The following is a 24,701-nucleotide window of genomic DNA, read 5'->3' as shown; positions in this document are numbered from 1 at the left end:
CATCTGGTAATGTCATGGCGGAGGGAAAAAACAGGCAGGATTTATGCCCGTTTGCGGCAAAATGCCGACAAACGGGCAGCAAAGATTACAGCGATCGGCTCGCCAGCAGGTCAGTCAGCGCCGTATCGTTTTGCAGATGCAACCATGCATCCTCAACATTCTGCGGAATATCAACATGGGCGATAAAATCACGACCACGAGGGCCATAGCCGGTTGCATCATCGCGCAGTCTCGGCAATTCGCCGGTAATCAGTGAAAGATAGCGATCCACAGACCACAGCCCCTCCGCAGTTGGCGCGAAATCCACACCACCGTTCTGTAGAGTCAACTCAGGGATAAAACCGGGAAAACTCAACCAGCGCGGCGCCTGCAGAAAATCACGGGTTACACGCTGAAACGTCGCCATCGTGCGGCGTTGCATTGTAGGGTCCTGCACCACAATGACCGTGTGAATATTTTCTGTCGCCTGGTTCAGTAAGGCACAGCTAAAGCGTGCATTCTCACCGCAGTTTGTTGACTGGTCTTCCACCCAAATCGTCTCACCCGGAATTTGCCAGAACTGGTGCGCAATATCAGCCAGGATCGCAGCTTCTGCTCGTCCGCTGGTGCGGATGATGTTATAGCGAGGATGCTCTGCAATCGCGTCATACAGAAAGCGCGTAGAATGACCGATGCCACCGCTAATCAATAAGGGAACCTGTTGTTCTTTCGCGATCCGACAGGCGGCGTCGATGGTCGGAATAACCGCATTGCCCGCCAGAATCACGCAGTCTGACTGAACGGTGATGTTCTCCATAAAATCATTCTGCGCCAACCATCGCCCTACGGTATTTATCGCCGCAAGGGTGGCTGCGGAAAGTATCGGGAACTGACTCATACTCATAACTCCTGGTGTTTATTCTTTACCGGGTACAGATGCCGGATGGCGGCTATGCCTTATCCGGCCTACGGTCCAGCATCGCGTCACCCCGTAATCTGCTCCATCGCCTGCAGAATACGTTTATCGGAGATCGGATATGGTGTGCCAAGCTGCTGGGCAAAATAGCTGACTCGCAGCTCTTCTATCATCCAGCGGATCTCTTTGACATCATCATCTTCACGCCGCGCGGGCGGCAGTTTATTGAACCACTGCTGCCAGGCCTGCTGCACACTATCTACTTTCAGCATCTGCGCCCGATCGCGATGTGGATCAATCGCCAGTTTCTCCAGCCGTTTTTCAATGGCCTGCAAATAACGCAACGTATCGCCCAGGCGTTTGAATCCATTGCCGGTGACAAATCCACGGTACACCAGCCCGCTCATTTGCGCTTTGATATCCGAAAGCCCCAGCGCCATGGTCATATCCACACGCCCTTTCAGACGTTTGTTGATATTAAATACCGCTGTCAGGATCTGTTCGACCTGCTTCGCAATATCGACCACTGTGTCATTCAGCTCAGCCCGCACTTTTTCGTGCAACGCCGCAAAGCCCTCTTCCGTCCACACCGGGCCGCCGTTAGCGTCGATAAGTCTATCCACACCGCAGGAGATACAGTCGTCAATCAAATCCAGCACTTTGCCATACGGGTTAAAATACAGCCCCAGCTTCGCTTTGTTGGGCAGTTTCTCGTGTAAATATTTGATAGGTGATGGAATATTCAGCAACAACAGGCGGCGTAAACCGCACCACATCGCCTGCTGTTGCTCCAGCGGATTATCAAACAGTTTGATAGCAACGCTGTCACGCTCATCCACCAGCGCAGGCCACGCTTTGACTTTATAGTTGCCGCGTTTTTGCTCGTAACTTTCCGGCAACTGGCCGAAGCTCCAGATGTGCAATCCGCTCTGTTCAATACCGTCATCCGCCACCGCAGACAGCGTTTCCTGAACTTTGCCCTTCAGCGCATCTTTCAAATCCTGCAGCGAACGCCCTTCCTGCAGCTTCCTGTTCTTATCATCCACGACCCGGAAGGTGATTTTTAGGTGATCGGGCACCTGATCCCAGTGCCAGTCGTCACGGTCAACGGTGACGCCGGTCATGCGGCGCAGTTCACGCTCCAGCGAATCCAGCAGCGGCAGTTCCAGCGGCGTCACTCGGCCTAAAAATGCTTCCGCATAGTTCGGTGCCGGCACAAAGTTACGCCGTACCGGTTTTGGCAGTGATTTAATCAGGGCGATCACCAGTTCACGGCGCAGCCCCGGAATTTGCCATTCAAAACCGCTCTCTTCGATCTGGTTAAGCAGCGGCAGCGGAATATGCACGGTCACACCATCCGCATCAGCGCCGGGTTCAAACTGATAGCTCAGGCGCAGTTTGAGATTGCCCTGATGCCAGAAGTTCGGGTAATCCAGCTTGCTGATTTTCTCCGCGCCCTCTTTGATGAGCATGCTCTTTTCAAAGTTGAGCAGATCCGGTGTCTCGCGGCTAACCTTCTTCCACCAGCTGTCAAAGTGGCGGGCAGAAACCACATCATGGCTGATGCGCTGGTCGTAAAACTCAAACAGCGTCTCATCATCGACCAGAATGTCGCGACGGCGTGATTTGTGCTCCAACTCTTCCACTTCCGCACGCAGCTTGAGGTTGTCACGGAAAAACGCATGGCGAGTTTGCCAGTCGCCTTCCACCAACGCATGGCGGATGAACAGTTCACGCGACAGGACTGGATCGATCTGGCTGTAGTTCACCTTACGGGCGGCCACAATCGGTAAGCCGTAAACGGTGACCTTTTCTGTCGCCATTACAGCACCCTGCGCGCGTTCCCAGTGCGGTTCACTGTATGAACGTTTGATCAGATGCTGGGCTACCGGCTCCACCCACTCGGGATCGATACGTGCGGCAATACGTCCCCACAGGCGGCTGGTTTCCACCAGCTCGGCAACCATCGTCCATTTTGGTGGTTTTTTAAACAATCCAGAACCGGGGAAGATCGAGAAGCGGGCGTTACGCGCGCCGGTAAATTCCTGTTTATCGGCATCTTTCATTCCGATATGCGAAAGTAACCCGGTCAACAGCGCAACGTGAATTTCCCGATACTCAGCAGGTTCGCTATTAACCGGAATACCCAACTCTTTCACTACCTGGCGCAGTTGCGTGTAGATATCCTGCCACTCTCGCACGCGCAGGTAGTTTAGAAAATCAAGTTTGCACTGGCGACGGAACTGGTTTGACGACAGCGCTTTTTGCTGCTCGCCAAGATAGTTCCACAGGTTCACAAACGCGAGGAAATCAGACTCTTTGTCGTGGAAGCGGCGGTGTTTCTCGTCAGAAGCCTGTTGCTTGTCCATTGGACGCTCGCGCGGGTCCTGAATGGACAGCGCCGAGGTAATGATCATCGCTTCACGTACGCAGCCATGTTTTTGCGCTTCCAGCACCATGCGCGCCAGACGCGGATCCACCGGCAGTTGCGACAGCTGACGGCCCAACGGCGTTAACTTGTAAGCGGTTGCCTGTTCGTCGGTGGTTATCGCCCCCAGCTCTTCGAGCAGGCGTACCCCGTCCTGAATATTGCGCTTATCCGGCGCTTCAACAAACGGGAACGCCGCGATATCCCCCAGTCCCAGCGCAGTCATCTGCAAAATAACGGATGCCAGGTTGGTACGCAGGATCTCCGGGTCGGTAAACTCCGGGCGCGACAGGAAATCGTCTTCGGAATACAGGCGAATACAGATCCCTTCCGAAACACGACCGCAGCGGCCTTTACGCTGGTTCGCAGAAGCCTGCGACACCGGTTCAATCGGCAAACGCTGAACTTTGGTGCGGTAACTGTAGCGGCTGATACGCGCAGTGCCCGGGTCAATTACATATTTGATCCCCGGCACGGTTAGCGACGTTTCTGCCACGTTGGTCGCCAGCACGATACGGCGACCACTGTGCGACTGGAATACACGGTTCTGCTCACTGTTTGAAAGACGCGCATACAGCGGCAACACTTCGGTGTGGCGTAAATCCAGCTTATTCAGGGCATCCGCAGTATCGCGAATTTCGCGCTCGCCGCTCATGAAGATCAGAATATCGCCCTGACTTTCACGGCCTAACTCATCTACGGCATCAAAAATTGCCTGCAGTTGGTCACGCTCGGTGTCATCTGCATCTTCAACAATCGGGCGATAACGCACTTCCACCGGGTACGTTCGACCGGAGACTTCGATAATCGGCGCGTTATTGAAATGCTTTGAAAAACGCTCCGGGTCGATGGTCGCCGAAGTGATAATAATTTTGAGATCCGGACGACGCGGCAGGAGTTCTTTCAGATAGCCGAGCAGAAAATCGATATTCAGACTGCGTTCATGCGCTTCATCGATGATGATGGTGTCGTACTGCATCAGCAGCCGATCCTGCTGAATTTCCGCCAGCAGGATACCGTCAGTCATCAGCTTAACCATGGTGTTGTCACTGACATGATCGCTGAAACGCACTTTATAACCGATACAGCCGCCCGGCTCGGTTTGCAACTCTTCCGCAATACGGTTCGCCACGGTGCGCGCCGCCAGACGGCGCGGTTGAGTATGGCCAATCAGCCCTTTCACCCCACGCCCCAGCTCCATACAGATTTTCGGTAACTGGGTGGTTTTCCCCGAACCGGTCTCACCAGCCACAATCACCACCTGATGGTCGCGAATGGCGTCCAGAATATCCTGCTTTTTCTGGCTGACGGGCAGGTTTTCCGGATAGGTAATCTCCGGACGCGCCGCTTCGCGCAGCACGACTTTACCTGCTGCCTGCGCGATCTCTTTCGCCATCTCCTGGTAAATGGCCTGTTGTGCATCAGGATTTTTAACCTTCTTCACGCCGTGCAGGCGGCGGGCAAAACGCTGTCTGTCGCGCAGCATCAGTGAGTCCAGCTGTTGCTGCAGCATGTTGAAGGTTAATTTTTGTTGTTCTGTCATAGCGTTAGAGGGCAGTGCTCTGCCGGGTTAAATCTCTTGTAGATGATAGGTATAGAGTACCACATCGGCGCTTTTCATGTGTTGTTCAATAATTTCGAACATAGGATTCGATATATTGCGCTATCACTGCGGCAGGATTGTGAATAAAGTGTCAACAAGCAACGGGGCACATCCCCTTCAAACACATAAAAGGAAACACCCATGAGCAAGGTATTAGTTCTTAAATCCAGTATTCTGGCAGGGTACTCTCAGTCTGGTCAGTTGTCTGATTATTTTGTTGAACAGTGGCGTGAAAAGCACTCTGCTGATGAAATCACTGTCCGTGACCTGGCTGCAAATCCTGTACCGGTACTGGATGGCGAACTGGTGGGTGCGATGCGCCCGAGCGATACACCGCTGACGCCGCGTCAGCAGGAAGCGCTGGCGCTGTCCGATGAGCTGATTGCTGAGCTGAAAGCGCATGATGTGATTGTTATCGCCGCGCCGATGTACAACTTCAACATCCCAACGCAGCTGAAAAACTACTTTGACCTGATTGCCCGCGCTGGTGTGACTTTCCGTTATACCGAGAAAGGCCCGGAAGGTCTGGTGACGGGTAAACGCGCTGTGGTGCTGACCAGCCGTGGTGGTATCCATAAAGATACACCAACCGACTTGATCACGCCGTACCTGAACGTATTCCTGGGCTTTATCGGCATCACCGACGTGAATGTCGTCTTTGCTGAAGGTATTGCTTACGGCCCGGAAGTGGCGTCTAAAGCACAATCCGACGCGAAAGCCGCTATCGACAGCGTAGTCGCTGCCTGATAATTCCCCCTCTCACCATCCGGTGGGAGGGTTCTTACTTCTTTGCCTGCTTCCCGTGAATGCGATTAATATCACGCCAGATGGTTGCGTAATCCCTGCACTTCGCCAGATTTTCTTCCCAGCAATGCTGTAAAAATTGTTCCGGCTCCGCGACATCCCGGCTTAACAGCTTGAATACCCAACGATTCCAGACATACCACTTGAAAAGCCACATGATTTCACCCCAAGACGCTACCGGAGGGGAACTATATCAACATCGATATCATGCAGTGTGGCAACTATTGCGATATCGATGAATAATTCATGTGAATGCAATACTTGTCAGCTCCTGCTCAGAAATGAATTATTATTTCCTTAACCATTTCCCATTTATGCCCTGTACATACTCGCCGGGTTTGGCGCGAGCAACCAGCTTTTGTCCGGCCATTTTCGCCACTTCATCTGGCGGAATGTTGTTACTCTCAGCCAGTTGCTGATAGCTGGCGTTGCGCGCTTTATTAATCTCATTCACCAGCGCCTGCGTTTCGGCATCGGTTTTCAATGCCACCAGATAACCATTAAGCGTTTCACCTACCCGTCCCTGTGTTCTGGCTTCATTCAGCGTCAATGCCCATACGTTGCCGCTCAAAAAACTTAACGCCACCAGGATCGCTACAAGCTGTTTTTTCATCGTGACCTCAGAACAGATCGCTGCGCGATTTCAGTAAACTCTCGACGTCTTTATCCACTTTGATATGGATCTCGTGCTCGATTTTGACGTTCATATTGATAGTGATGGGCTCTTTAGGCGCAGCCACTTCGATTCTGGGGGTACACCCCGCCAGCAGAGATGACGCAAGCAGTCCCAGCATGGCAGCTATCGTTTTCATTGTTGTTCCTCACATTCCTTGCCTTCCGGGCAATGGGTTTCTGGCAGCGCTGCATTTTGTTCAAGCCATGCCTGTAAATTGTCGCCAAAACGCAAACTGCGCCATAGCGTAAAGACGTTTTCCTCGTGGGTGTAATTCAAATTAACCGTTCCCACTTTGCCATCCACCCGACTGTTGCCAGTCACCGTTGCCTGCATGGTTAAAACACCGAGGTTATCCAGATTTATTTTCGTCCAGGAATGACTTATTTCCATATAACGCAGCCAGTTAATGGCCGCACCCGCCGCCATATTATCTTTGACGACGGCATCCGCCGTGTCCTTATCAATACGCAACGTCATTGGTCCTGGGTTGGTCAGCCAGCCGTCTTTAATGATCCACTTTTCGTTATCCAGCCATAACGGCAACGCGCCGCTAACCGGGCCAGACATGGCGAATTGTTTGGGATTAACTGCGCTGATAAGCTCGCTGGAGGAGATATTCTGCACCCGTAACAATGCCGGATCGTGCTGCGGCATCCGCAGTTGTTGCATAACCACTTTGCCACCCAGTAGTTCGGCGCTGACATCGCTTAACAGCAACGGATTGTCTTCACTCCAGGGATACCCGCCCTGCAGATCGGCGGTGATGTTTGTCGCAGCAACCTGATTCACAACTTCTGCAATACGTAATGACACCGGCCCCCGCGTACCCAGTTGCCATACGCCTTCGCTAAAACGAAACGGCAGCACAAAATCGACACCGTTAATTTGGTTATCAGGCATCCAGGCACTACCCCCTTTCAGTACACCGTGCCCCCCCGCCTCAAAGCCCTGCTCCGGCGCGGCGGAGAACGCCACCTGCGCATAAAGTTCACCTTCGCGCAGATTCATTTTCCAGTCCGGTGGTACCAATGTCTGGAAAACGGTGAGTGATTGTTTTGGCCACCAGGCCTGGCCACGCAGGCGAATCCCATCCCAGCGCCCATTCAACTGTACAGGACCAATTGCTCCGGCATGAAGTTGACCTTTGAACTGGAAAATCGTCGGATCAGTCCCTTCAACACTGAACTTCAGCGTTGAAGGAGGTAAGACGCTGCCCCCGCTAAAGAGCGTATTTCCGGCATCGAGCGAAAGCGCACCGCTAAACGTCGGTTTTTCGGCATCACGGACCCACACAATCGGCGCATCCATCACCAGACGCGGGTTTTCCACCTTCATGGTGCCGTATTGCAGTTGGTCAAACCCGGTCGAGAGGTCGAAAAGTCTCAGGGTGTTGTCGTGCCACTCCCCTTTGCCCGCGACATCCCAAAGCGCATGCATCGGTGTAAAACTGCCTTTGCCCCAATACCGCCACTGCCAACGACCGGCATCAGGAAGAAAATCATTGGCCAGACCATCAAGGTGTAACTCAAAGTCACCCATCTGGTTCTCATGCGCTCGTAAAATGGCCTGCAGACGCCCATCCACACCGCGCTGTGTCACTTTAACGCCAGCCAATGGCCAGCGAATTTCGTCAATATCGAGTGAATCGATGACTCGGGAACGCAGCAATGCCCCTGGCTCGAAAGCGAGCTGCGGATCGATCAGGCTTCCGGTAAGTCTGGCGGGTAACTTCGCGTAGAAGATCAGGTCATCCTGTTTCGCCTCACCGATCAACTGTAACGGCATATCGCTACTATCCACACCGAGCCTACCTGGCCCTAACGTTAATACGGCGTTTCCTTTACCGGCATCGCCTTGCGTCAGAATGTTCAGACGCCCACTCACCACCGCATTTTCCAGACCGGCCTGCCAGTTTTCAACTTTCACCCCCAGACGCCCACTTAACGGGAACCCCTGATAAGGCCAGTTCCAGCGACCGTCACTGATAGTCAGTTGCTGACGCGTTATTTCCCATGGCAGATCGAGAAGCGGATCGGCCGCATCCCGTGCCATGACGATCAGTTGTCCGCTGTTTTCTTGCCACTCAAGTTCGGCGTCAACCAGCGTTGGCTCCTGCGGCAAGCTCAGAGTAGCAACCGCATGCCCGCTCACTGGTAGTCCATCAGGAACCAGCGGCATGGTAAATTCACCGACCAGTTTTATCGGCGGCTGCCCTTCAAATGCTGCAACATCCAGCTCATTTACCGTCAGATTCTGTCCGTGCAGACGCCCCTGAAATTTAACTTTTTCACCCTGGTAGCGCAGCTGCTGGGTAGAGGGCGTTAGCGAGAGCGACAGTTTCCCCTGCCACTCCTGCCATGGAGAGAGAATAACGTTGTCGATGTTAATCCAGGTATTGGGTAGCATCGATTGCCATTCAGCCAGCGTTTTTGGCGCTACCGGCGAGGGTTCTGCCTGCGGCAATTTGGCCAGGCAAGCCGAGTCGAGCTCAATTGTCCCAACATTAAGCAACCAGCGGCTGGGGTGAGAGAGCTCTGCCTGAGTAATGCGCGCTAGCGGGCAATCATCGACCAGATAGCGAAGTTCCGGGATATGCAGCCCATGCCGTGTCAGCCGTGGGCTCTCATCCAGCGCAATACGCGTGCCGACAGGCAACCAGACGCCCACCAGCGTGGGAACCCACAGGCCAAGCGTCATGACCAACGTCAGCGGCACGAGAATCAATAATAAGAGGAGTGCCAGAACGGCTTTATATTTACCCTTCATGGGTAGTTAATATCCTGATTTAGCGAAAATTTAAGCCGGTTTAGGCCAGTATTGTGGCATGTTTAGCTAAACATGCCCACCTTAAGAATAGATACCATTGAAATATATGTAATATTTATAGGTTGTGGGTAATAAAAAATAGTGGTCTCTCAGTGAGATACCCTGTACCACATCCGTCAGTGGCGCAGAAAACCGACCATTTTTTCGCCCTATTAGCCCTATGCCGTGCCTCATTTCTGATGAAAGGCAATGCCCAATAATTTGTCGAGCACAATATTAACCAGCGAAATAGCAATCTTCTCAACCTGAGCTCTTGCTGCAATTTCCACCGTGTTTTTATATTGTCGCAGCAGTTGATCTCTGGCGTAGAGCAACGCCTCCAGTTCACTGTCACTCAGTTTTCCCTGCCCACGAAGACGCAGCCAGTACGCAATTTTCTTACCGGTATCGTTTATTACCTCATTCGTATCTTTTGCTGCCGAGAGCAAGAGCGCTTTCAGTTGTTCTTTAATGGATTCAGCAACCTCATTTTTAATCGCATTCATGGCATCATCAATATCTGACATTTTTCATCCCCTATTTTACAACAGACCCCACACGGGAACTTTCTCCCCGAATGGCCAGATCGTAGTTCAACTTAACTACATCGGTTTTTTCATCCGCATAGACGACGCTAAATAACTTTTTATCCTTCATCACCATTCGGCAATCACGCTCAAAGACATTATCGAGGTAATGAATAGCCCGTACACGTGAGTCATCATGCTTGCCTGCAGCATATTCCGTCGCCTCACGGAACTTGAGGTCCCCGGTATCGCAAGTAGCCTTTACCTTAGTTTCATCAAAGGTATTCCCGGGTTTAGCTGTATTATCTTCGAGAAATTTAAGGTGGAACGCCTTTAAATTTGTGAAGTTCTGGTACGCGCCTGCATCGTAGTGTGAAACGAATAAGGCACACCCACTCAGTAAAAGGAAAGTGCAAAACATTAGCGGGGCAGCGTATTTAAGCACTATATTAGATCGTTTCATTTTTCACTCTCCGCGATACCCCATGATGGCAAACAGCGTTTCCCCTCCTTGTACATCGCTGGCAAGGAATCCGTCGGCGGTGAGCGCCAACGGGCGTCGTGTCACCGAATTACCAACATTACCGCCAATAATTTCAATCTCATTAGTGCCTACGGAAACAACTAAGTCGGTGTGACTGCTGTAGTTGCCCAGATGCTGATGATCGTAATCAACGACTTTGTCGGGGTCTCTGTCCCAACAAACTAAATCCCCCACCTGCGGTTTACGCTCATTCAGCCTGTATCCCCAGTACAACGCTTTAGCATTACCCTGATTTCTGTCGCGGATCGATTTGCTGATGTACGTCGCATGCGAAGCAGAGTAGGAAAAACGCTCCCCCGCGCCAGCCTGACGTATGGCCCATGAAATGAACGCCGCCGACCACGGCCAGTCATGATCTCGCCCGTCCAGATCGTCCCGCCCGATTTTTGCCCAATACAGGCCAACACGTTGCCACCAGCCATCCTCACCCTCTTTGTGCCCGGAATGAAGAAGGCCACCATTGCGGTTGTAGCGCTGCTCGCCAAAAAAATGCCACTCGTCAGCGGCGATCGACGCGGCGTTATCCGCAAAACCAGAAACGGGTGCTTCCTCACCAAAATACGGAACGCTGGGTTGTTCCACCGGAGGTATCGATGTCTGAGTGATTGATATATCAGGTAAGGGCCTGACGGGTATACCGTTAGCGTTAATGGGGACCTGCGAAAGATCCCAGTTGCCGCGATCTATTTCAAATCGCAAACATTTTGTACGATAAACGGTAGGATGAAGTTCGGGGTTGCTATGGTTGGCTAACCATGAATTTCTCACTTCAACATACTGGGAAATCCAGGTGTGTTCATCACCGCCACTGGCTGGAGGCACCTCACGAAACTGGGCGCGCAAGAACGTCAAAATAGTGCCGCTATGAACAAATGAGTCATAGATGACCAGAAATGAGAGCGCATCTTTAAAACCAAAGTCCTGTGCCCATTTCAGCGCAGGCAGATAGTAGCGCTCATCAAAGAACCGATCCTGTACCGATTTCATTATCGGATCATCGCGCCCTGCTCGTCGTAATAAGTCCTTAAACGGTTCATTGTCAACCAGTGCGATATTGCCTATCTTTGCAACAAACGGAGCAAGATCGGCGCTGAATCGCCCATTTGCATTAACGTAGCGGGTCACCAGATCCTGCAATTTGCTGTATTCCGTAGTTTGTGAACGACCGTAAGTGATCTGCCTGATCCCGTGAGGACCATCATGGAATATCGCGATAGCCGAGTAATCGCCTTCGGCCGAGCCGGTTTCAAACGCATTCAAAACTCGTTCACAGAGACTTTTCTGTGCGGGTGTAAGTATCATGATGCCCTCTCTGTCGATAGTTAACCGTTACACTTCACTTACTTTTCGGACTGTCGGATTTACCCGGTGCTGCTGGTTTTGGGCCAGTTGAACGGACCTGCATAACCCGTTGAAGAATATCGAACCAGAAAGGTCCGCCGAGTGAGACGGCGAAAATAGTCACCAGCAGGCCCACCACTTTTGCCAGCCATTCAGCCCCCCCCCTTGCGGCCATCCTTTCCAGCCCAGTTCGAAGCCTGCAGACTGCATAACGGCAATCGCGTGGTTATATTTGCCTTTAGCTGTCGCGATGCGCTCCTTGTCCTGAGCCTGATTTTTCGCCTCATTGACTTCCTGCTGCGCGATCGCCACCATTTTTTCTCGAACATCAGGATTGGAGGCCAGCACAGTCGCAAGGTTGAGGGTGTCAATATTCCCCCCAAGAACCAGAACGGTGGCGACAATCAACGTGATGGTCTGCATTTTTCGTTTATACCAACCCGAGGCGCGATCCATTACCGCATCAAACTGTTTTGCAACCGCGTTGCGAAACGTGGCCGCGTTATTGCCCGTCTGCGCCACCACTGTTTCGAGGATGCCTTTGATCCGATTATTTTTGGCATTTCCCGGCATGGCATTCACTCCAGCGGAGAGCGTTGCCATCGCACTTTTGCTGACAACTAACGCCTCCACGACTTGCGCGACAATGTCTGGGGGAATATAGGAAGGACGCCCCTGGTTTCCTTTACTTAGGGACTGAATTAACGGATGTTCAAAAAACTGAGTAATAAATTGCTGATTTTGCGACAGATCGCCTGAAAGGAACTCGTTCAGCGCCACGTCAAGATTTTGACTACGAATACGGGTCCACGCAGAAATAGCTTCAACAATCGCGGTACATGCTATCCCAAACATGAAATACACAGTCATTATCCCAATTAATATATCAAGCGTTTCAAGTCCAAACATATTGTCTCCCTCATGGTGAAGAGCGTTTGGTCAACCGATAGCAGAAACCATGCGGGTTGCTTCCTGAAAATATGAGTCAGAAACAGTGAGTATTCGGTAAGAGGTTCGTAGTAATTACTAGCGCGGTATCAATCAGAAGTCTGATGTCCTTTGGCTAGCCACATGCGTTATCTAATAAACAGTCACTAATAAAATATTACTATCCTGTCAGTCCAAATTAAAACCATTTTATTAATGCCATTCCCTGCGGAAATACGTAAATCTTAATTACTCCGATTAATTTTAGTTGGTAATATTCAGAAAAAATCAATAAAGGAAAGACACTCCAACCATGTTTAAAGCAAGGTCAAGCAAAATGAAAACATTAAAATACATAGTTTTCAGTATTTTTATAGCCATACTAAATGGTTGCGGCATGTCCAACACAGGTGTTACCAGTATGGCATCTAGCAGCAATGAAATAAATATATTAACTCAAAAACCAGATTATGCCATTGTCAAGGTTTTGTATGCCACCGATAGAAATTATAACAGCGGCGCACCACCCAACCAATCATATGGAATCAATCGAGCCTCAATCTCCTATGGACTCTGTGAAGTTAGCATTCCTCGACACCACATTATAGGAGTAACTGAACAACCTTCATTTTTAAAGCTTGAGTTCAAAGAAGATCCCAAAAAACACGTGGCCTTACTTGGTGTAACGCCTTTAGCTAAAAATATTTTTTTCAATTACCTTGTATCCACAGTAAGCAATATACCAGAGAAAAAGACCTTCATTTTCGTTCATGGGTATAATGTCTCATTCGCCGAGGCAGCCAGAAAAACAGCTCAAATATACTATGATTTAAACATCAATATGGTCCCTGTTTTTTATAGCTGGCCTTCACAGGCCAGAACTTCTGCTTATACCATCGATGAGCAAAATGCTGAGTGGACACAAACCAACCTAAAAAATTTCCTTATCGACTTTCTTGAGAAATCCGATTCAAAAAATATTTACCTGATAGCCCACAGCATGGGTAATAGAATTTTATCGCGGGCGATTATTGATGTATTGAATACAAATACAGATTATCGAAATCGCATAAAAGAGGTCATTCTAACTGCTCCTGACATAGATGCCGATGTTTTCAAACGAGACATTGCCCCTGCACTGGTGGCACAAGGAGAACCTGTTACTTTATATGCTTCATCAACAGATAAGGCGTTAGCCGCATCCCAGACGATACACCGTTATCCGCGAGCGGGTGATTCGTCTACTGGTTTGATTTATTATCCTGGAATAGAATCGATTGACGCAACTAATGTTGATACTAGCTTTATAGGCCATAGTTACCCAAGCGAAGAACGTTCTGTGCTTTCAGATATTTTTTATCTTATTAATGATAACAAGCGAGCATCCCAACGCATCGGGCTAAGCTACATTGAAGCTGGGCAATACTGGAAAATCAATGAATGAATAAATAATGAATTCAAACATTCTGAATAACACAAGTATACCCTGTTCGGCGATAGTAGACTCCTGGAGACAAGAGTCTACTATCAGTACGAATGTCCATAACCAGGAACGACCAGGTAAAAGCTAATACTCATGTGTCGAACTACATTTAACCTTATGTATTTGCTATATATCTAGTTATGTTAAGACATCCCCCAAGGAAGAATATGACTGTGCCACTTTCGTCTGTCCCTCATCCCTCTGCTCACGGCATTTTGCCTGCGCACGTTAGTCCATCAGGCAACGTTGAATAAAGTCAAAGAAGCAGAAAGCCATCTCACCGCACGCGTTTATGCCGAGCGGGATCTCACCAGCGGCGCTGGTGCTATCACGCGTTGACGCCGGGCAAGAGCAGCTCAAACCGTCGCATTAAGTACGGCCTGCATGACCTGGTCGAGTACTCGCCGGTAACGGAAAAACATCTTGCGGACGGCATGACCGTCGCGAATTATACGATGCCGCCATCACCCTATGCTGAGTAAAGTGGTTTAAATCCAGCAATGTGCCCACATTAAGAAGAGATACTCTAGAATTATTCATTATATCTATGACTACCAATAACTTTTTAGATTTTGTAAAATAATTTGAACTGAATTAATGTGACGTCAAAATCACTGGAGAAAGTCTTATGAAACTCGCCATCTATAGTACAAAACAGTACGACAAGAAGTATCTGCAGCAGGTTAACGAGGCTTTTGGTTTTGAACTTGAATTCTTTGACTTTCTGTTGACGGAAAAAACAGCGAAAACCGCCCATGGTTGTGAAGCCGTGTGCATTTTCGTCAACGACGATGGCAGCCGCCCTGTTCTGGAAGAACTGAAAAAGCACGGTGTGAAATACATCGCGCTGCGCTGCGCCGGGTTCAATAACGTCGATCTGGACGCTGCGAAAGAGTTGGGCTTGCAGGTTGTACGTGTTCCTGCCTATTCACCTGAAGCCGTCGCCGAACATGCAATCGGTATGATGATGACGCTGAACCGCCGTATCCATCGTGCTTATCAGCGTACTCGTGACGCCAACTTCTCTCTTGAGGGACTGACCGGCTTTACCATGTATGGCAAAACGGCTGGGGTGATTGGTACAGGTAAAATCGGTGTTGCTGCACTGCGGATCCTGAAAGGGTTTGGTATGCGCCTGCTGGCGTTTGATCCTTACCCAAGCGCTGCTGCGCTGGAGTTAGGCGTTGAATATGTCGATCTTAAAACACTGTTTGCGGAGTCTGATGTTATTTCCCTGCACTGCCCGTTAACACCAGAAAATTATCATTTGCTCAATCACGAAGCTTTTGAGCAAATGAAAAATGGCGTGATGGTTATCAACACCAGCCGCGGGGCGTTGATCGATTCTCAGGCAGCAATCGACGCGCTGAAAAACCAGAAGATCGGTTCCCTGGGGATGGACGTGTACGAAAATGAACGCGACCTGTTCTTTGAAGATAAGTCCAATGATGTGATTCAGGATGATGTGTTCCGTCGTTTGTCAGCCTGTCATAACGTCCTGTTCACCGGGCATCAGGCATTCCTGACTGCCGAAGCGTTGACCAGCATTTCTGAAACAACCTTGCAGAATCTGGCTCAAATCGCCAAAGGCGAAACCTGCCCGAACGCCCTCTTCTAATCATTCCGCTCCCCCGCCTCCGGGGGAGCATTTTCAGATAACCCCCGATGATAAATCTGGCGATATCATTACCATCATGAATGCAATTCCGCCACGAACGTAGAGAAAGTTAATGAAGAAAATTGTCACGCTGATTGCGCTCAGCATGCTTATGGCTGGCTGTGTGAGCAATGGAAAAATTTCCGTCAATCGCGAACAGTTACAGCACCACCGTTTTGTTTTACAGAGCGTCAATGGCAAGCCGGTAACCGTCGCCAATACCCCACCTGAATTAAGTTTCGGTGAAAATATGACGGTGTCGGGAAAAATGTGTAATCAGTTCCACGGTCAGGGCAAGCTGTCCGACGGTGAATTAAAAGTGAAAGACATGGCAATGACGCGCATGATGTGCGCCGATCCACAGCTTAACGCGCTCGACGGCATCGTCAGCGAGATGTTTAAGCAAGGCGCACAGGTTGATCTGACTGCTGACCAGTTAACACTGGCCACGGCAGAACAAACGTTGACGTTTAAACTGGCAGATTTAATGTAGTAAAAGCAGTGGCTCAATAATTCCCACAGCTTCCGGCGGCAAGCGACTGCTCACTACAGCGTTTGCCGTTAGGTAATGCACACATCCCGATAGCAGAACCATCCAGTTGACGGGCAACGGATAGCGAACCGCCAATCATGGCACAGTTGGCTTCTCCGGAGCTGGACATTGCGGCCTTCATGCCCGGTGCAACGTGTGCGGCGGTTGCCTGCTGAACAGGTTCACTGCTGCAAGCCGATAATAATAACGCGGCACACCCTACCCAAAACGCTGCGCGCATCTTACTCCCCTCTGAATATTAACCAAACGACACAGCCATAAATAATAGGCAGCGGAAACACTGCCGTCGAGAGGCAAAATGCGCATTTATGCGTGCTGTTTACATTTTCTGGCAATTTTTTGGCTCCTCCTTTGATCAAACCATTCATTCTGCTTATTCCCAGGACACAAAAGCGAAAATCTGTCTTTAGCGCTTTTGCTAAAATAGAAAGATATAACTACAGGATTCGCCGCGGTTACGCGGGTCCCTCTTTTTGCGCAATGTAAGGGTGTCAGTATGCAAACAATTGACGGTAATGGTGCGGTTGCTTCGGTCGCATTTCGTACCAGCGAAGTTATCGCCATCTACCCGATTACACCAAGTTCGACGATGGCGGAACAGGCAGACGCCTGGGCCGGGAACGGGCTTAAAAACGTGTGGGGGGATACCCCTCGCGTCGTTGAAATGCAGTCGGAAGGCGGTGCGATCGCGACCGTTCACGGCGCGTTGCAGACCGGCGCGCTCTCTACGTCGTTTACCTCATCGCAGGGCCTGTTGCTGATGATCCCAACGCTGTACAAACTGGCCGGTCAGTTGACCCCATTTGTGCTGCACGTTGCCGCGCGTACGATTGCTACTCATGCGCTGTCTATCTTCGGTGACCATTCCGACGTAATGGCGGTGCGCCAGACGGGTTGTGCGATGCTGTGTGCCAGCAGCGTCCAGGAAGCACAGGATTTCGCACTGATTTCACAAATCGCCACCCTGAAAAGTCGGGTGCCGTTTATTCATTTCTTTGATGGTTTCCGTACTTCGCATGAAATCAATAAAATTGTGCCGCTAGCCGATGACACGATCCTCGGACTGATGCCGCAGGCGGAAATCGATGCTCACCGCGCCCGCGCGCTTAATCCAGAGCATCCGGTTATTCGCGGTACATCTGCGAACCCGGATACCTACTTCCAGTCGCGCGAAGCGACAAACCCCTGGTACAACGCGGTTTACGAAAACGTCGAACAGGCGATGAACGACTTCGCCGCGGCGACGGGCCGCCAGTATCAACCCTTTGAATATTACGGTCATCCGCAGGCAGAACGCGTCATTATCTTGATGGGTTCTGCGATTGGTACCTGCGAAGAAGTCGTCGACGAGTTACTTGCTCGTGGAGAGAAAGTTGGCGTCCTGAAAGTTCGACTGTTCCGCCCCTTCTCCGCCAGACATTTACTGCAAGTATTACCAGAAACGGCGCGTAGCGTTGCCGTTCTGGATCGCACCAAAGAGCCTGGCGCCCAGGCAGAACCGTTGTATCTGGATGTAATGACCGCGTTGGCAGAAGCCTTTAACTGCGGTGAGCGGGAAACCCTACCGCGCGTGATTGGCGGACGTTACGGGCTTTCTTCTAAAGAGTTTGGCCCGGACTGCGTGATGGCGGTGTTTAATGAACTGAGCAGCGCTAAGCCCAAATCACGTTTTACGGTCGGTATTTATGACGACGTCACCAATTTGTCGCTACCTCTGCCAGAAAACACCCTGCCCGGTACCGCGAAGCTCGAAGCGCTGTTCTACGGTCTGGGCAGTGACGGTAGCGTGTCGGCCACCAAAAACAATATCAAGATTATCGGTAACTCCACGCCGTGGTACGCGCAGGGCTATTTCGTCTATGACTCGAAAAAAGCAGGTGGCCTGACCGTTTCTCACCTGCGCGTCAGTGAGAAGCCTATCCGTTCCGCGTATCTGGTATCGCAGGCTGATTTTGTCGGCTGCCATCAGTTGCAGTTTATCGATAAATATCAAATGGCCGAGCGTCTGAAGCCTGGCGGTATTTTCCTGCTCAATACCCCGTACAGCGTGGATGAAGTCTGGACTCGCCTGCCGCAGGAAGTTCAGGCGGTCCTGAATCAGAAGAAAGCCCGTTTCTATGTGATTAATGCGGCCAAAATCGCGCGCGAATGCGGTCTGGCTGCGCGTATTAACACCGTGATGCAGATGGCATTCTTCCATCTGACGCAAATCTTACCTGGTGACAGCGCGCTGATTGAATTGCAGGGTGCGATTGCGAAAAGCTACAGCAATAAAGGTCAGGATCTGGTGGAACGTAACTGGCAGGCGCTGGCGCTGGCACGTGAATCCGTTGCCGAAGTGGCACTGCAACCGGTTGATCCACACAGCGCCAACCGTCCGCCGGTAGTTTCCGATGCCGCGCCTGATTTCGTGAAAACCGTCACCGCAGCGATGCTCGCCGGACTCGGCGATGCCCTGCCCGTTTCAGCGTTACCGCCGGACGGTACCTGGCCGATGGGTACCACGCGCTGGGAAAAACGCAATATTGCCGAAGAGATCCCAATCTGGAAAGAAGATCTGTGTACCCAGTGTAATCATTGCGTTGCCGCCTGTCCGCACTCGGCCATCCGTGCCAAAGTGGTATCACCAGAAGCGATGGAAAACGCGCCTGCCAGCCTGCATTCGTTGGATGTGAAATCACGCGATATGCGCGGTCAGAAATATGTCCTGCAGGTTGCACCTGAAGATTGCACCGGTTGTAATCTGTGCGTCGAAGTGTGCCCTGCGAAAGACAGGCAAAATCCGGAGATCAAGGCCATCAATATGATGTCGCGCCTTGAGCATGTTGAAGAAGAAAAAGTTAACTACGACTTCTTCCTCAATCTGCCGGAGATTGATCGCACTAAACTGGAACGTATTGATATTCGTACCTCGCAGTTGATAACGCCGCTGTTTGAATATTCCGGCGCCTGCTCTGGCTGTGGTGAAACGCCGTATATCAAACTGCTTACGCAGCTGTACGGCGATCGTATGCTGATCGCCAATGCGACCGGCTGTTCATCGATTTATGGCGGTAACCTGCCCTCAACGCCGTATACCACCGATGCCAATGGCCGTGGCCCTGCATGGGCGAACTCACTGTTTGAGGATAACGCCGAGTTCGGTCTGGGCTTCCGTCTGACGGTAGATCAGCATCGTGTGCGCGTCATGCGTTTACTGGAACAGTTTGCCGATAAAATCCCGGCTGAGCTGAATGACGCCCTGCACGCGGAGGCAACACCAGAAGTCCGTCGTGAGCAAGTTGCCGCGCTGCGCCAGCACCTGAAAGATGTCGAAGGCGCACAGCAGCTGTTAACCGATGCCGACGCGCTGGTCGAAAAATCCATCTGGCTGATTGGCGGCGACGGCTGGGCTTACGATATTGGCTTTGGCGGCCTGGATCACGTCCTGAGCCTGACCGAGAACGTCAATATTCTGGTGCTGGATACTCAATGTTACTCCAACACGGGTGGACAAGCGTCGAAAGCCACGCCGCTCGGGGCCGTCACCAAATTTGGCGAGCACGGTAAGCGCAAGGCGCGTAAAGATCTTGGCGTCAGTATGATGATGTACGGGCACGTGTATGTTGCACAGATCTCTCTGGGCGCACAGCTAAACCAGACGGTGAAAGCGATTCAGGAAGCAGAAGCCTATCCAGGTCCGTCGCTGATTATCGCCTATAGCCCATGTGAGGAGCACGGTTACGATCTTGCGCTAAGCCACGATCAGATGCGCCAGCTCACGGCTACCGGATTCTGGCCACTGTATCGCTTTGATCCGCGTCGTGCAGACGAAGGTAAACTGCCGCTGGCGCTGGACTCTCGCCCACCGTCAGACGCGCTGGCTGAGACATTGATGAACGAGCAGCGCTTCCGCCGCCTGAATGCTCAACAACCCGAGGTTGCGGAGCAACTGTGGAAAGACGCAACGGCTGACTTGCAAAAACGCTACGATTTCCTGGCGCAATTGGCAGGAAAAGCAGAAAAGAGCAGCACTGATTAATACGCTCTGTCAGGTATTAACCAGGAGTCAAAAAAAAGCCCGAACAATTGTTCGGGCTTGTCAATTTATTCGCTGAGTAGTGAGCATTCCTGCCAACATACCAACGACAATAAATTAAGTCGTGACAATAAAGGCATATAACCCGCGCAGAATAACGCAATGAGATTCACTTGTATAATTTTTATTTTATATATTTTCACAACAAAACATTCATGATAATTATCACCATTTCAGCAGAATTATTTATTTAAGGTTTTACTTAAGGCGTAACAATTCATATTTATCTCTTTACGGAACTTCTCCTTTAGCATGCTTTTACTCCCTACACGGGTAGTCACAGGTTAATAAAAAAACTAAAGGATTATTTCAATGAACAGAAAAGTATTGGCACTTGTAATTCCTGCCCTGCTGGCTGCAGGCGCTGCTCACGCTGCTGAAGTTTATAATAAAGACGGCAACAAATTAGATCTCTATGGCAAAGTAGACGGCCTGCATTACTTCTCCGACGACGCCAACAGCGATGGCGATCAGACTTATATGCGTATGGGCTTCAAAGGTGAAACTCAGGTTAACGATATGATCACCGGTTATGGCCAGTGGGAATATCAGGTTCAGGCTAACGGTACTGAAAGCGGCGATAAAGGTGATTCCTGGACTCGTCTGGCCTTCGCCGGTATTAAAGTTGGCGACTACGGTTCATTCGACTACGGTCGTAACTACGGTGTACTGTACGACGTAGAAGGCTGGACCGATATGCTGCCAGAATTCGGTGGCGACTCCTATACCAAGGCTGATAACTTCATGACCGGTCGTGCTAACGGCGTAGCGACCTACCGTAACACCGACTTCTTCGGTCTGGTTGACGGTCTGAACGTTGCGCTGCAGTATCAGGGCGCGAACGAAAGTCAAAACGGGCAGGAAGGCACCAATAATAGTGGTGACCGTAATGTGAAGAACTCCAACGGTGACGGCTTCGGTATCTCCTCTACCTACGATCTGGGTATGGGCGTAAGCTTCGGTGCAGCATATACCTCTTCCGATCGTACCAACGAGCAGGTAAACTATTCCACCGCAGGTGGCGACAAAGCGGATGCGTGGACTGCCGGTCTGAAATACGACGCGAACAACATCTATCTGGCAACCATGTACTCCGAAACCCGTAATATGACCCCGTATGGCGGCTCAAAAGGTAGCAAATATACTGTTGCCAACAAAACTCAGAACTTCGAAGTCACTGCACAGTACCAGTTCGACTTCGGTCTGCGTCCGGAAGTGTCTTTCCTGATGTCTAAAGGTAAAGATCTGGGTGTAAATGGATCTGACGGCGACCAGGATCTGGTGAAATATGCATCCGTAGGCGCTACTTACTACTTCAACAAAAACTTCTCTACCTATGTTGACTACAAAATCAACCTGCTGGATGAAGATAAAAGCTTCTACACCCAGAACGACATCTCTACCGATGACGTTGTAGCACTGGGTATGGTTTACCAGTTCTAATCTGTCTCTGATAGCCCGCTGGCAACAGCGGGCTTTCCTTTCTGTTATCGCAATTCTGTTTTATCCAGATCAAAACATTATATCTGTTGCGTTAAAATACACCTTTGATAGATGATATCTTGCATTAATACCTGTAGTAGAGGATACCTGCAATGAATCATCACCCCGTTAAATCATCCCGTATTGCATCCGTCGGCTATGACGAATCCTCTCGCACACTGGAAATTCGCTTTCATCAACTCACTACATTGCAGTATCAGCATGTCCCGGCGCGTATTTTTCGTGATTTCCTTAGCGTGGTCTCTAAGGGCCGATTTTATGATGGGGTTATAAAAGGGAAATTTCCTGAAATCAAAATAAAGTGATGCCAAAATGTGATCTTTGTCATTGTACATAAAGTGCCATTACGCGGTAAGCTTTAGATGGATACTTAAACAGGAGGTTTTATGAACAGAACGATTCTTGTACCCATCGATATTTCAGACTCAGAATTAACTCAACGCGTTATTGCCCATGTTGAAGCAGAGGCAAAAATTGACGATGCGCAGGTCCATTTTCTGACCGTTATTCCGTCACTGCCCTATTACGCTTCTCTGGGACTGGCCTACTCGGCAGAGTTACCGGCCATGGACGATCTGAAAGCCGAAGCAAAATCTCAACTGGAAGAGATTATCAAGAAGTTCAATATCCCAACGGACAGAGTGCATGTTCACGTTGCTGAAGGTGCACCAAAAGATAAAATCCTGGAGATAGCCAGGAAATTACCTGCAGACATGGTCATTATTGCGTCACACCGACCGGACATCACCACTTATCTGCTGGGCTCTAACGCCGCAGCCGTGGTGCGTCACGCGGAGTGTTCAGTTCTGGTGGTTCGCTAAGCTGTCTGGCCCGCACACCGTTGCGGGCTTTTTTGTTTCCTCTCTTTTACCCCGCGACTCCTGACCTAAATGTGCTGACATTTTTCCCGCTTATCCGTACCACACATGCCATAGTTTTTAGATCAGACTTTTTTAATACTTTCTCTGGCATCTGGCTGGAAGTTTCTGTGTGTGGACGCTTTTCACAGTCAATGACGCGTGAAGATTATCTCGCCCTTCTCGCTGAAGAAGTCGAACGAGACATTCCATATGGTCCGTAACCGAGCGGGCATTTCAACGTAGTACCAGGGACCAAAGTTCTGCTTCTGAGCGGACGTGAATTGCAGCCGACGGCTCCGTGACGGCTGATAAATTTATATGGCACGCCATGACGCGTGCCGTTGGGAATGTGAATAATCAAGGTGCCATACTTATTGACCCTTTATAACTACCGTTATGTCTATTGGATCGGCTCGCTGGTTAACGTTTACATAACCGAGGATGCGTCCATGTCCAGTCGTCATTGAATCTTCCCCCTTTTCCGACGTTGTTACTATAATCCGGATTGTGCATTATCCAACCTACCACTCCCTGGCTTGTCCAGCCATCTGGACAGTTCTCTGCATTAGTAACAACCACAAACTTCAACGCAACTTTTTCTTTATTCGAATCATTTTCTAAAGATAATGTTTTTGCGGAAAGTTCAAAGCTACTCGCCTCAAGCTTGTCCACTCGGTTCGAAATGTTTTGAGCCATATCTATTGGCATTCTTTCATCTTGTGGTAAAAAAACAGTGTAGTTACCTAGATTGGTGGCCAGTGTTATTACTTGCTCTTCATACGTTTTAACCCCTGCCCCCTGTGCCTTAGCAATTCTCGAACAAGAAATGCTAATACTTGGTTCAACTTTGGTGTACGTCTCTTCAGTTATATTTTTAAGCTGTCCATCAACTTGTGATTTACATAAAACACCATCATCAGGAGTAGGGAACAATCCTTTTAACTCTAATTTCGTTGCTGAACCGCTTTGCAAATAAAACACGACGGATTTTGCGTTTGGTATTTCATGCGTCACCACTGCTCCAGTCGCAGCGATCCGCAAGCATGAGTCTATTGTTTCCAAAGACTTGGTGGCGATTTTCTCTTCGTACGAGAATTTTCTCTCGGCAGCAGTTGCTACTGACGAGTAATTTTTACAAAAGTTTCTAAAGCCTTCTTCTGTCGAAGAATAACTTCCAGTAAATTTAATTGGGATGGCTTTTATCACCATATCCAACCCAATCCCACCACCAGATGCTTTTGTGGAGCCACTCTGGTCACAATATTGGTCAAATGCACTATTTAGAAATGCTGACGACTGGCTCGATATATTATATTCTTTTAGGGTGTTGGCTAACCCGACACAGCTATTCATATCTGCAAATGAAATTAATGGGATGAAAGCCAGGCTTATAGAAAATATTTTTTCTGTTTTCATCGGCTCACCCACGATATTGATTGCAAATTTAAAAACACTTAATTATATAATCGTTCACATTTCAATTACTGGAATAGTAGTTTTGTATGAATTTCATGAGCACCTCAAATACTCACGCGCTATCTAATGCATAATAAATGAGAATATCTCGGCATATACCGTAGCGAGAGCATCTCCCTCTTTATCTGCCATTGTTGCTGTATCCCCTGCCCGGCAAAGAACAAAGTCCCCCTGCCATCTTTCGTATTGAGGTGATCCAACACCTCCATCAATTTTTCACTCCCGGCGTGCGGCACGTGGTCGTCAAACAGGTTGAGCTGAGCCAGACCCTGACTGAAGAAGCCACCAAGAATAATTCCCGCTTTCTGATATTGGTGGCCGTCGCGCCAAATCGCATCAAGGCAACGCGTAGCCGCGCTGATGATGGCCCGACTGTCTTATGCTTCATTGAAGAGCTGTTGCCATAATAAGGTTCGTTAAGGGCAAACGGCGAGATTTTGACGAATGCTGACACAATCCGGCAGTATTGATGTTCACTACGCAACTTCTCCGCTACACGCGTAGCATAGCTGCAAATAGCCTGGGAAGTTATTTCATGCGA

At 49.9% G+C, this 24,701-nt stretch carries 20 protein-coding genes and 4 pseudogenes; 11 read left to right on the top strand and 13 right to left on the bottom strand.

Going from position 1 to position 24,701, the window contains the following annotated elements:
- Positions 1-85: 85 nt before the first annotated feature.
- Entirely contained in the window at positions 86-883 is a 798-nt protein-coding gene (locus G8S19_RS10615; RefSeq protein ID WP_170927359.1) for a YdcF family protein, read from the bottom strand.
- A gap of 80 nt (positions 884-963) precedes the next feature.
- Positions 964-4,866 carry an ATP-dependent RNA helicase HrpA gene (hrpA, locus tag G8S19_RS10610; protein WP_115602003.1) on the bottom strand — a complete coding sequence of 1,301 codons (3,903 nt, stop codon included), beginning with the start codon at positions 4,864-4,866 and terminating at the stop codon, positions 964-966.
- Positions 4,867-5,067: 201 nt separating this feature from the next.
- Between hrpA and azoR the strand changes: the two genes are divergently transcribed.
- Complete coding sequence (azoR, locus tag G8S19_RS10605; protein WP_003020341.1) at positions 5,068-5,673, top strand: FMN-dependent NADH-azoreductase; 606 nt, start codon at positions 5,068-5,070, stop codon at positions 5,671-5,673.
- A gap of 34 nt (positions 5,674-5,707) precedes the next feature.
- On the opposite strand, the gene G8S19_RS10600 is transcribed toward azoR, so the two are convergent.
- From G8S19_RS10600 to G8S19_RS10565, 8 genes are all read right to left on the bottom strand, one after another.
- On the bottom strand, positions 5,708-5,887 hold the full coding sequence (locus G8S19_RS10600) for a hypothetical protein (protein WP_048211566.1): 180 nt from the start codon (positions 5,885-5,887) through the stop codon (positions 5,708-5,710).
- Between the two features lie 132 nt (positions 5,888-6,019).
- Complete coding sequence (locus G8S19_RS10595) at positions 6,020-6,343, bottom strand: YdbL family protein (RefSeq protein WP_101743034.1); 324 nt, start codon at positions 6,341-6,343, stop codon at positions 6,020-6,022.
- A gap of 7 nt (positions 6,344-6,350) precedes the next feature.
- Entirely contained in the window at positions 6,351-6,542 is a 192-nt protein-coding gene (locus tag G8S19_RS10590) for a YnbE family lipoprotein (RefSeq protein WP_045442846.1), read from the bottom strand.
- On the bottom strand, positions 6,539-9,172 hold the full coding sequence (locus G8S19_RS10585; protein WP_253686541.1) for a YdbH family protein: 2,634 nt from the start codon (positions 9,170-9,172) through the stop codon (positions 6,539-6,541). The genes G8S19_RS10590 and G8S19_RS10585 overlap by 4 nt, the downstream gene beginning before the upstream one ends.
- A gap of 230 nt (positions 9,173-9,402) precedes the next feature.
- Positions 9,403-9,738, bottom strand: a complete 336-nt coding sequence (locus tag G8S19_RS10580; protein ID WP_048211557.1) for a hypothetical protein — start codon at positions 9,736-9,738, stop codon at positions 9,403-9,405.
- Between the two features lie 10 nt (positions 9,739-9,748).
- A complete protein-coding gene (locus tag G8S19_RS10575) occupies positions 9,749-10,201 on the bottom strand; it encodes a hypothetical protein (protein ID WP_253686539.1) in 453 nt (150 codons plus the stop codon).
- A gap of 3 nt (positions 10,202-10,204) precedes the next feature.
- The gene (locus tag G8S19_RS10570) at positions 10,205-11,584 is read right to left on the bottom strand and encodes a DUF2272 domain-containing protein (protein WP_082759580.1); all 1,380 of its coding nucleotides are present in this window, start codon (positions 11,582-11,584) and stop codon (positions 10,205-10,207) included.
- Positions 11,585-11,743: 159 nt separating this feature from the next.
- Positions 11,744-12,478 carry a hypothetical protein gene (locus tag G8S19_RS10565; RefSeq protein ID WP_253686537.1) on the bottom strand — a complete coding sequence of 245 codons (735 nt, stop codon included), beginning with the start codon at positions 12,476-12,478 and terminating at the stop codon, positions 11,744-11,746.
- A 409-nt stretch (positions 12,479-12,887) separates the two neighbouring features.
- Here G8S19_RS10565 and G8S19_RS10560 point away from each other — a divergent pair, with 409 nt between their 5' ends.
- From G8S19_RS10560 to hslJ, 4 genes and pseudogenes are all read left to right on the top strand, one after another.
- Positions 12,888-13,994, top strand: a complete 1,107-nt coding sequence (locus G8S19_RS10560; RefSeq protein WP_253686535.1) for an alpha/beta hydrolase — start codon at positions 12,888-12,890, stop codon at positions 13,992-13,994.
- A 210-nt stretch (positions 13,995-14,204) separates the two neighbouring features.
- Positions 14,205-14,505 (top strand): annotated as a pseudogene (locus G8S19_RS10555) (class A beta-lactamase LEN-27); the annotation flags it as partial.
- Between the two features lie 156 nt (positions 14,506-14,661).
- Positions 14,662-15,651: a D-lactate dehydrogenase gene (gene ldhA, locus G8S19_RS10550; RefSeq protein ID WP_048211554.1), complete on the top strand. Its 990-nt coding sequence runs from the start codon at positions 14,662-14,664 to the stop codon at positions 15,649-15,651.
- Between the two features lie 112 nt (positions 15,652-15,763).
- Entirely contained in the window at positions 15,764-16,183 is a 420-nt protein-coding gene (hslJ, locus tag G8S19_RS10545; RefSeq protein ID WP_061067973.1) for a heat shock protein HslJ, read from the top strand.
- 13 nt (positions 16,184-16,196) lie between these two features.
- On the opposite strand, the gene G8S19_RS10540 is transcribed toward hslJ, so the two are convergent.
- The gene (locus tag G8S19_RS10540) at positions 16,197-16,463 is read right to left on the bottom strand and encodes a DUF333 domain-containing protein (RefSeq protein WP_003020360.1); all 267 of its coding nucleotides are present in this window, start codon (positions 16,461-16,463) and stop codon (positions 16,197-16,199) included.
- Positions 16,464-16,739: 276 nt separating this feature from the next.
- Here G8S19_RS10540 and nifJ point away from each other — a divergent pair, with 276 nt between their 5' ends.
- The 6 genes and pseudogenes from nifJ to G8S19_RS22490 form a co-directional block, all read left to right on the top strand.
- Positions 16,740-20,264, top strand: coding sequence for a pyruvate:ferredoxin (flavodoxin) oxidoreductase (nifJ, locus tag G8S19_RS10535; protein WP_199969481.1), 3,525 nt, complete (start codon positions 16,740-16,742; stop codon positions 20,262-20,264).
- 369 nt (positions 20,265-20,633) lie between these two features.
- On the top strand, positions 20,634-21,764 hold the full coding sequence (gene ompC, locus G8S19_RS10530) for a porin OmpC (protein WP_137376654.1): 1,131 nt from the start codon (positions 20,634-20,636) through the stop codon (positions 21,762-21,764).
- A 152-nt stretch (positions 21,765-21,916) separates the two neighbouring features.
- Complete coding sequence (locus G8S19_RS10525; protein WP_071887345.1) at positions 21,917-22,129, top strand: KTSC domain-containing protein; 213 nt, start codon at positions 21,917-21,919, stop codon at positions 22,127-22,129.
- A gap of 81 nt (positions 22,130-22,210) precedes the next feature.
- Positions 22,211-22,645 (top strand): universal stress protein UspF, encoded by a 435-nt coding sequence (gene uspF / locus G8S19_RS10520; RefSeq protein WP_005126652.1) that lies wholly within the window; start codon positions 22,211-22,213, stop codon positions 22,643-22,645.
- A 167-nt stretch (positions 22,646-22,812) separates the two neighbouring features.
- Positions 22,813-22,965, top strand: a pseudogene (locus G8S19_RS10515) (SOS response-associated peptidase); the annotation flags it as partial.
- Positions 22,965-23,072, top strand: a pseudogene (locus G8S19_RS22490) (SOS response-associated peptidase); the annotation flags it as partial. The pseudogenes G8S19_RS10515 and G8S19_RS22490, both read left to right, overlap by 1 nt.
- 32 nt (positions 23,073-23,104) lie before the next feature.
- Here G8S19_RS22490 and G8S19_RS10510 read toward each other — a convergent pair.
- Positions 23,105-24,100 carry a hypothetical protein gene (locus G8S19_RS10510; protein WP_101743038.1) on the bottom strand — a complete coding sequence of 332 codons (996 nt, stop codon included), beginning with the start codon at positions 24,098-24,100 and terminating at the stop codon, positions 23,105-23,107.
- A gap of 119 nt (positions 24,101-24,219) precedes the next feature.
- Positions 24,220-24,698: pseudogene (locus G8S19_RS10505) on the bottom strand (DUF4113 domain-containing protein); the annotation flags it as partial.
- Positions 24,699-24,701: the final 3 nt, after the last annotated feature.

The sequence above is a fragment of the Citrobacter sp. SX206 genome (assembly GCF_024181025.1).
GTDB lineage: Bacteria > Pseudomonadota > Gammaproteobacteria > Enterobacterales > Enterobacteriaceae > Citrobacter > Citrobacter youngae.
This window is presented reverse-complemented; position numbering and strand designations above follow the sequence as displayed.

Bases quoted from the DNA above. Each gene is read 5' to 3' on its own strand.
- G8S19_RS10615 (WP_170927359.1), bottom strand. From the start codon at position 883: ATGAGTATGAGTCAGTTCCCGATACTTTCCGCAGCCACCCTTGCGGCG.
- hrpA (WP_115602003.1), bottom strand. From the start codon at position 4,866: ATGACAGAACAACAAAAATTAACCTTCAACATGCTGCAGCAACAGCTG.
- azoR (WP_003020341.1), top strand. From the start codon at position 5,068: ATGAGCAAGGTATTAGTTCTTAAATCCAGTATTCTGGCAGGGTACTCT.
- G8S19_RS10600 (WP_048211566.1), bottom strand. From the start codon at position 5,887: ATGTGGCTTTTCAAGTGGTATGTCTGGAATCGTTGGGTATTCAAGCTG.
- G8S19_RS10595 (WP_101743034.1), bottom strand. From the start codon at position 6,343: ATGAAAAAACAGCTTGTAGCGATCCTGGTGGCGTTAAGTTTTTTGAGC.
- G8S19_RS10590 (WP_045442846.1), bottom strand. From the start codon at position 6,542: ATGAAAACGATAGCTGCCATGCTGGGACTGCTTGCGTCATCTCTGCTG.
- G8S19_RS10585 (WP_253686541.1), bottom strand. From the start codon at position 9,172: ATGAAGGGTAAATATAAAGCCGTTCTGGCACTCCTCTTATTATTGATT.
- G8S19_RS10580 (WP_048211557.1), bottom strand. From the start codon at position 9,738: ATGTCAGATATTGATGATGCCATGAATGCGATTAAAAATGAGGTTGCT.
- G8S19_RS10575 (WP_253686539.1), bottom strand. From the start codon at position 10,201: ATGAAACGATCTAATATAGTGCTTAAATACGCTGCCCCGCTAATGTTT.
- G8S19_RS10570 (WP_082759580.1), bottom strand. From the start codon at position 11,584: ATGATACTTACACCCGCACAGAAAAGTCTCTGTGAACGAGTTTTGAAT.
- G8S19_RS10565 (WP_253686537.1), bottom strand. From the start codon at position 12,478: ATGTTTGGGATAGCATGTACCGCGATTGTTGAAGCTATTTCTGCGTGG.
- G8S19_RS10560 (WP_253686535.1), top strand. From the start codon at position 12,888: ATGAAAACATTAAAATACATAGTTTTCAGTATTTTTATAGCCATACTA.
- ldhA (WP_048211554.1), top strand. From the start codon at position 14,662: ATGAAACTCGCCATCTATAGTACAAAACAGTACGACAAGAAGTATCTG.
- hslJ (WP_061067973.1), top strand. From the start codon at position 15,764: ATGAAGAAAATTGTCACGCTGATTGCGCTCAGCATGCTTATGGCTGGC.
- G8S19_RS10540 (WP_003020360.1), bottom strand. From the start codon at position 16,463: ATGCGCGCAGCGTTTTGGGTAGGGTGTGCCGCGTTATTATTATCGGCT.
- nifJ (WP_199969481.1), top strand. From the start codon at position 16,740: ATGCAAACAATTGACGGTAATGGTGCGGTTGCTTCGGTCGCATTTCGT.
- ompC (WP_137376654.1), top strand. From the start codon at position 20,634: ATGAACAGAAAAGTATTGGCACTTGTAATTCCTGCCCTGCTGGCTGCA.
- G8S19_RS10525 (WP_071887345.1), top strand. From the start codon at position 21,917: ATGAATCATCACCCCGTTAAATCATCCCGTATTGCATCCGTCGGCTAT.
- uspF (WP_005126652.1), top strand. From the start codon at position 22,211: ATGAACAGAACGATTCTTGTACCCATCGATATTTCAGACTCAGAATTA.
- G8S19_RS10510 (WP_101743038.1), bottom strand. From the start codon at position 24,100: ATGAAAACAGAAAAAATATTTTCTATAAGCCTGGCTTTCATCCCATTA.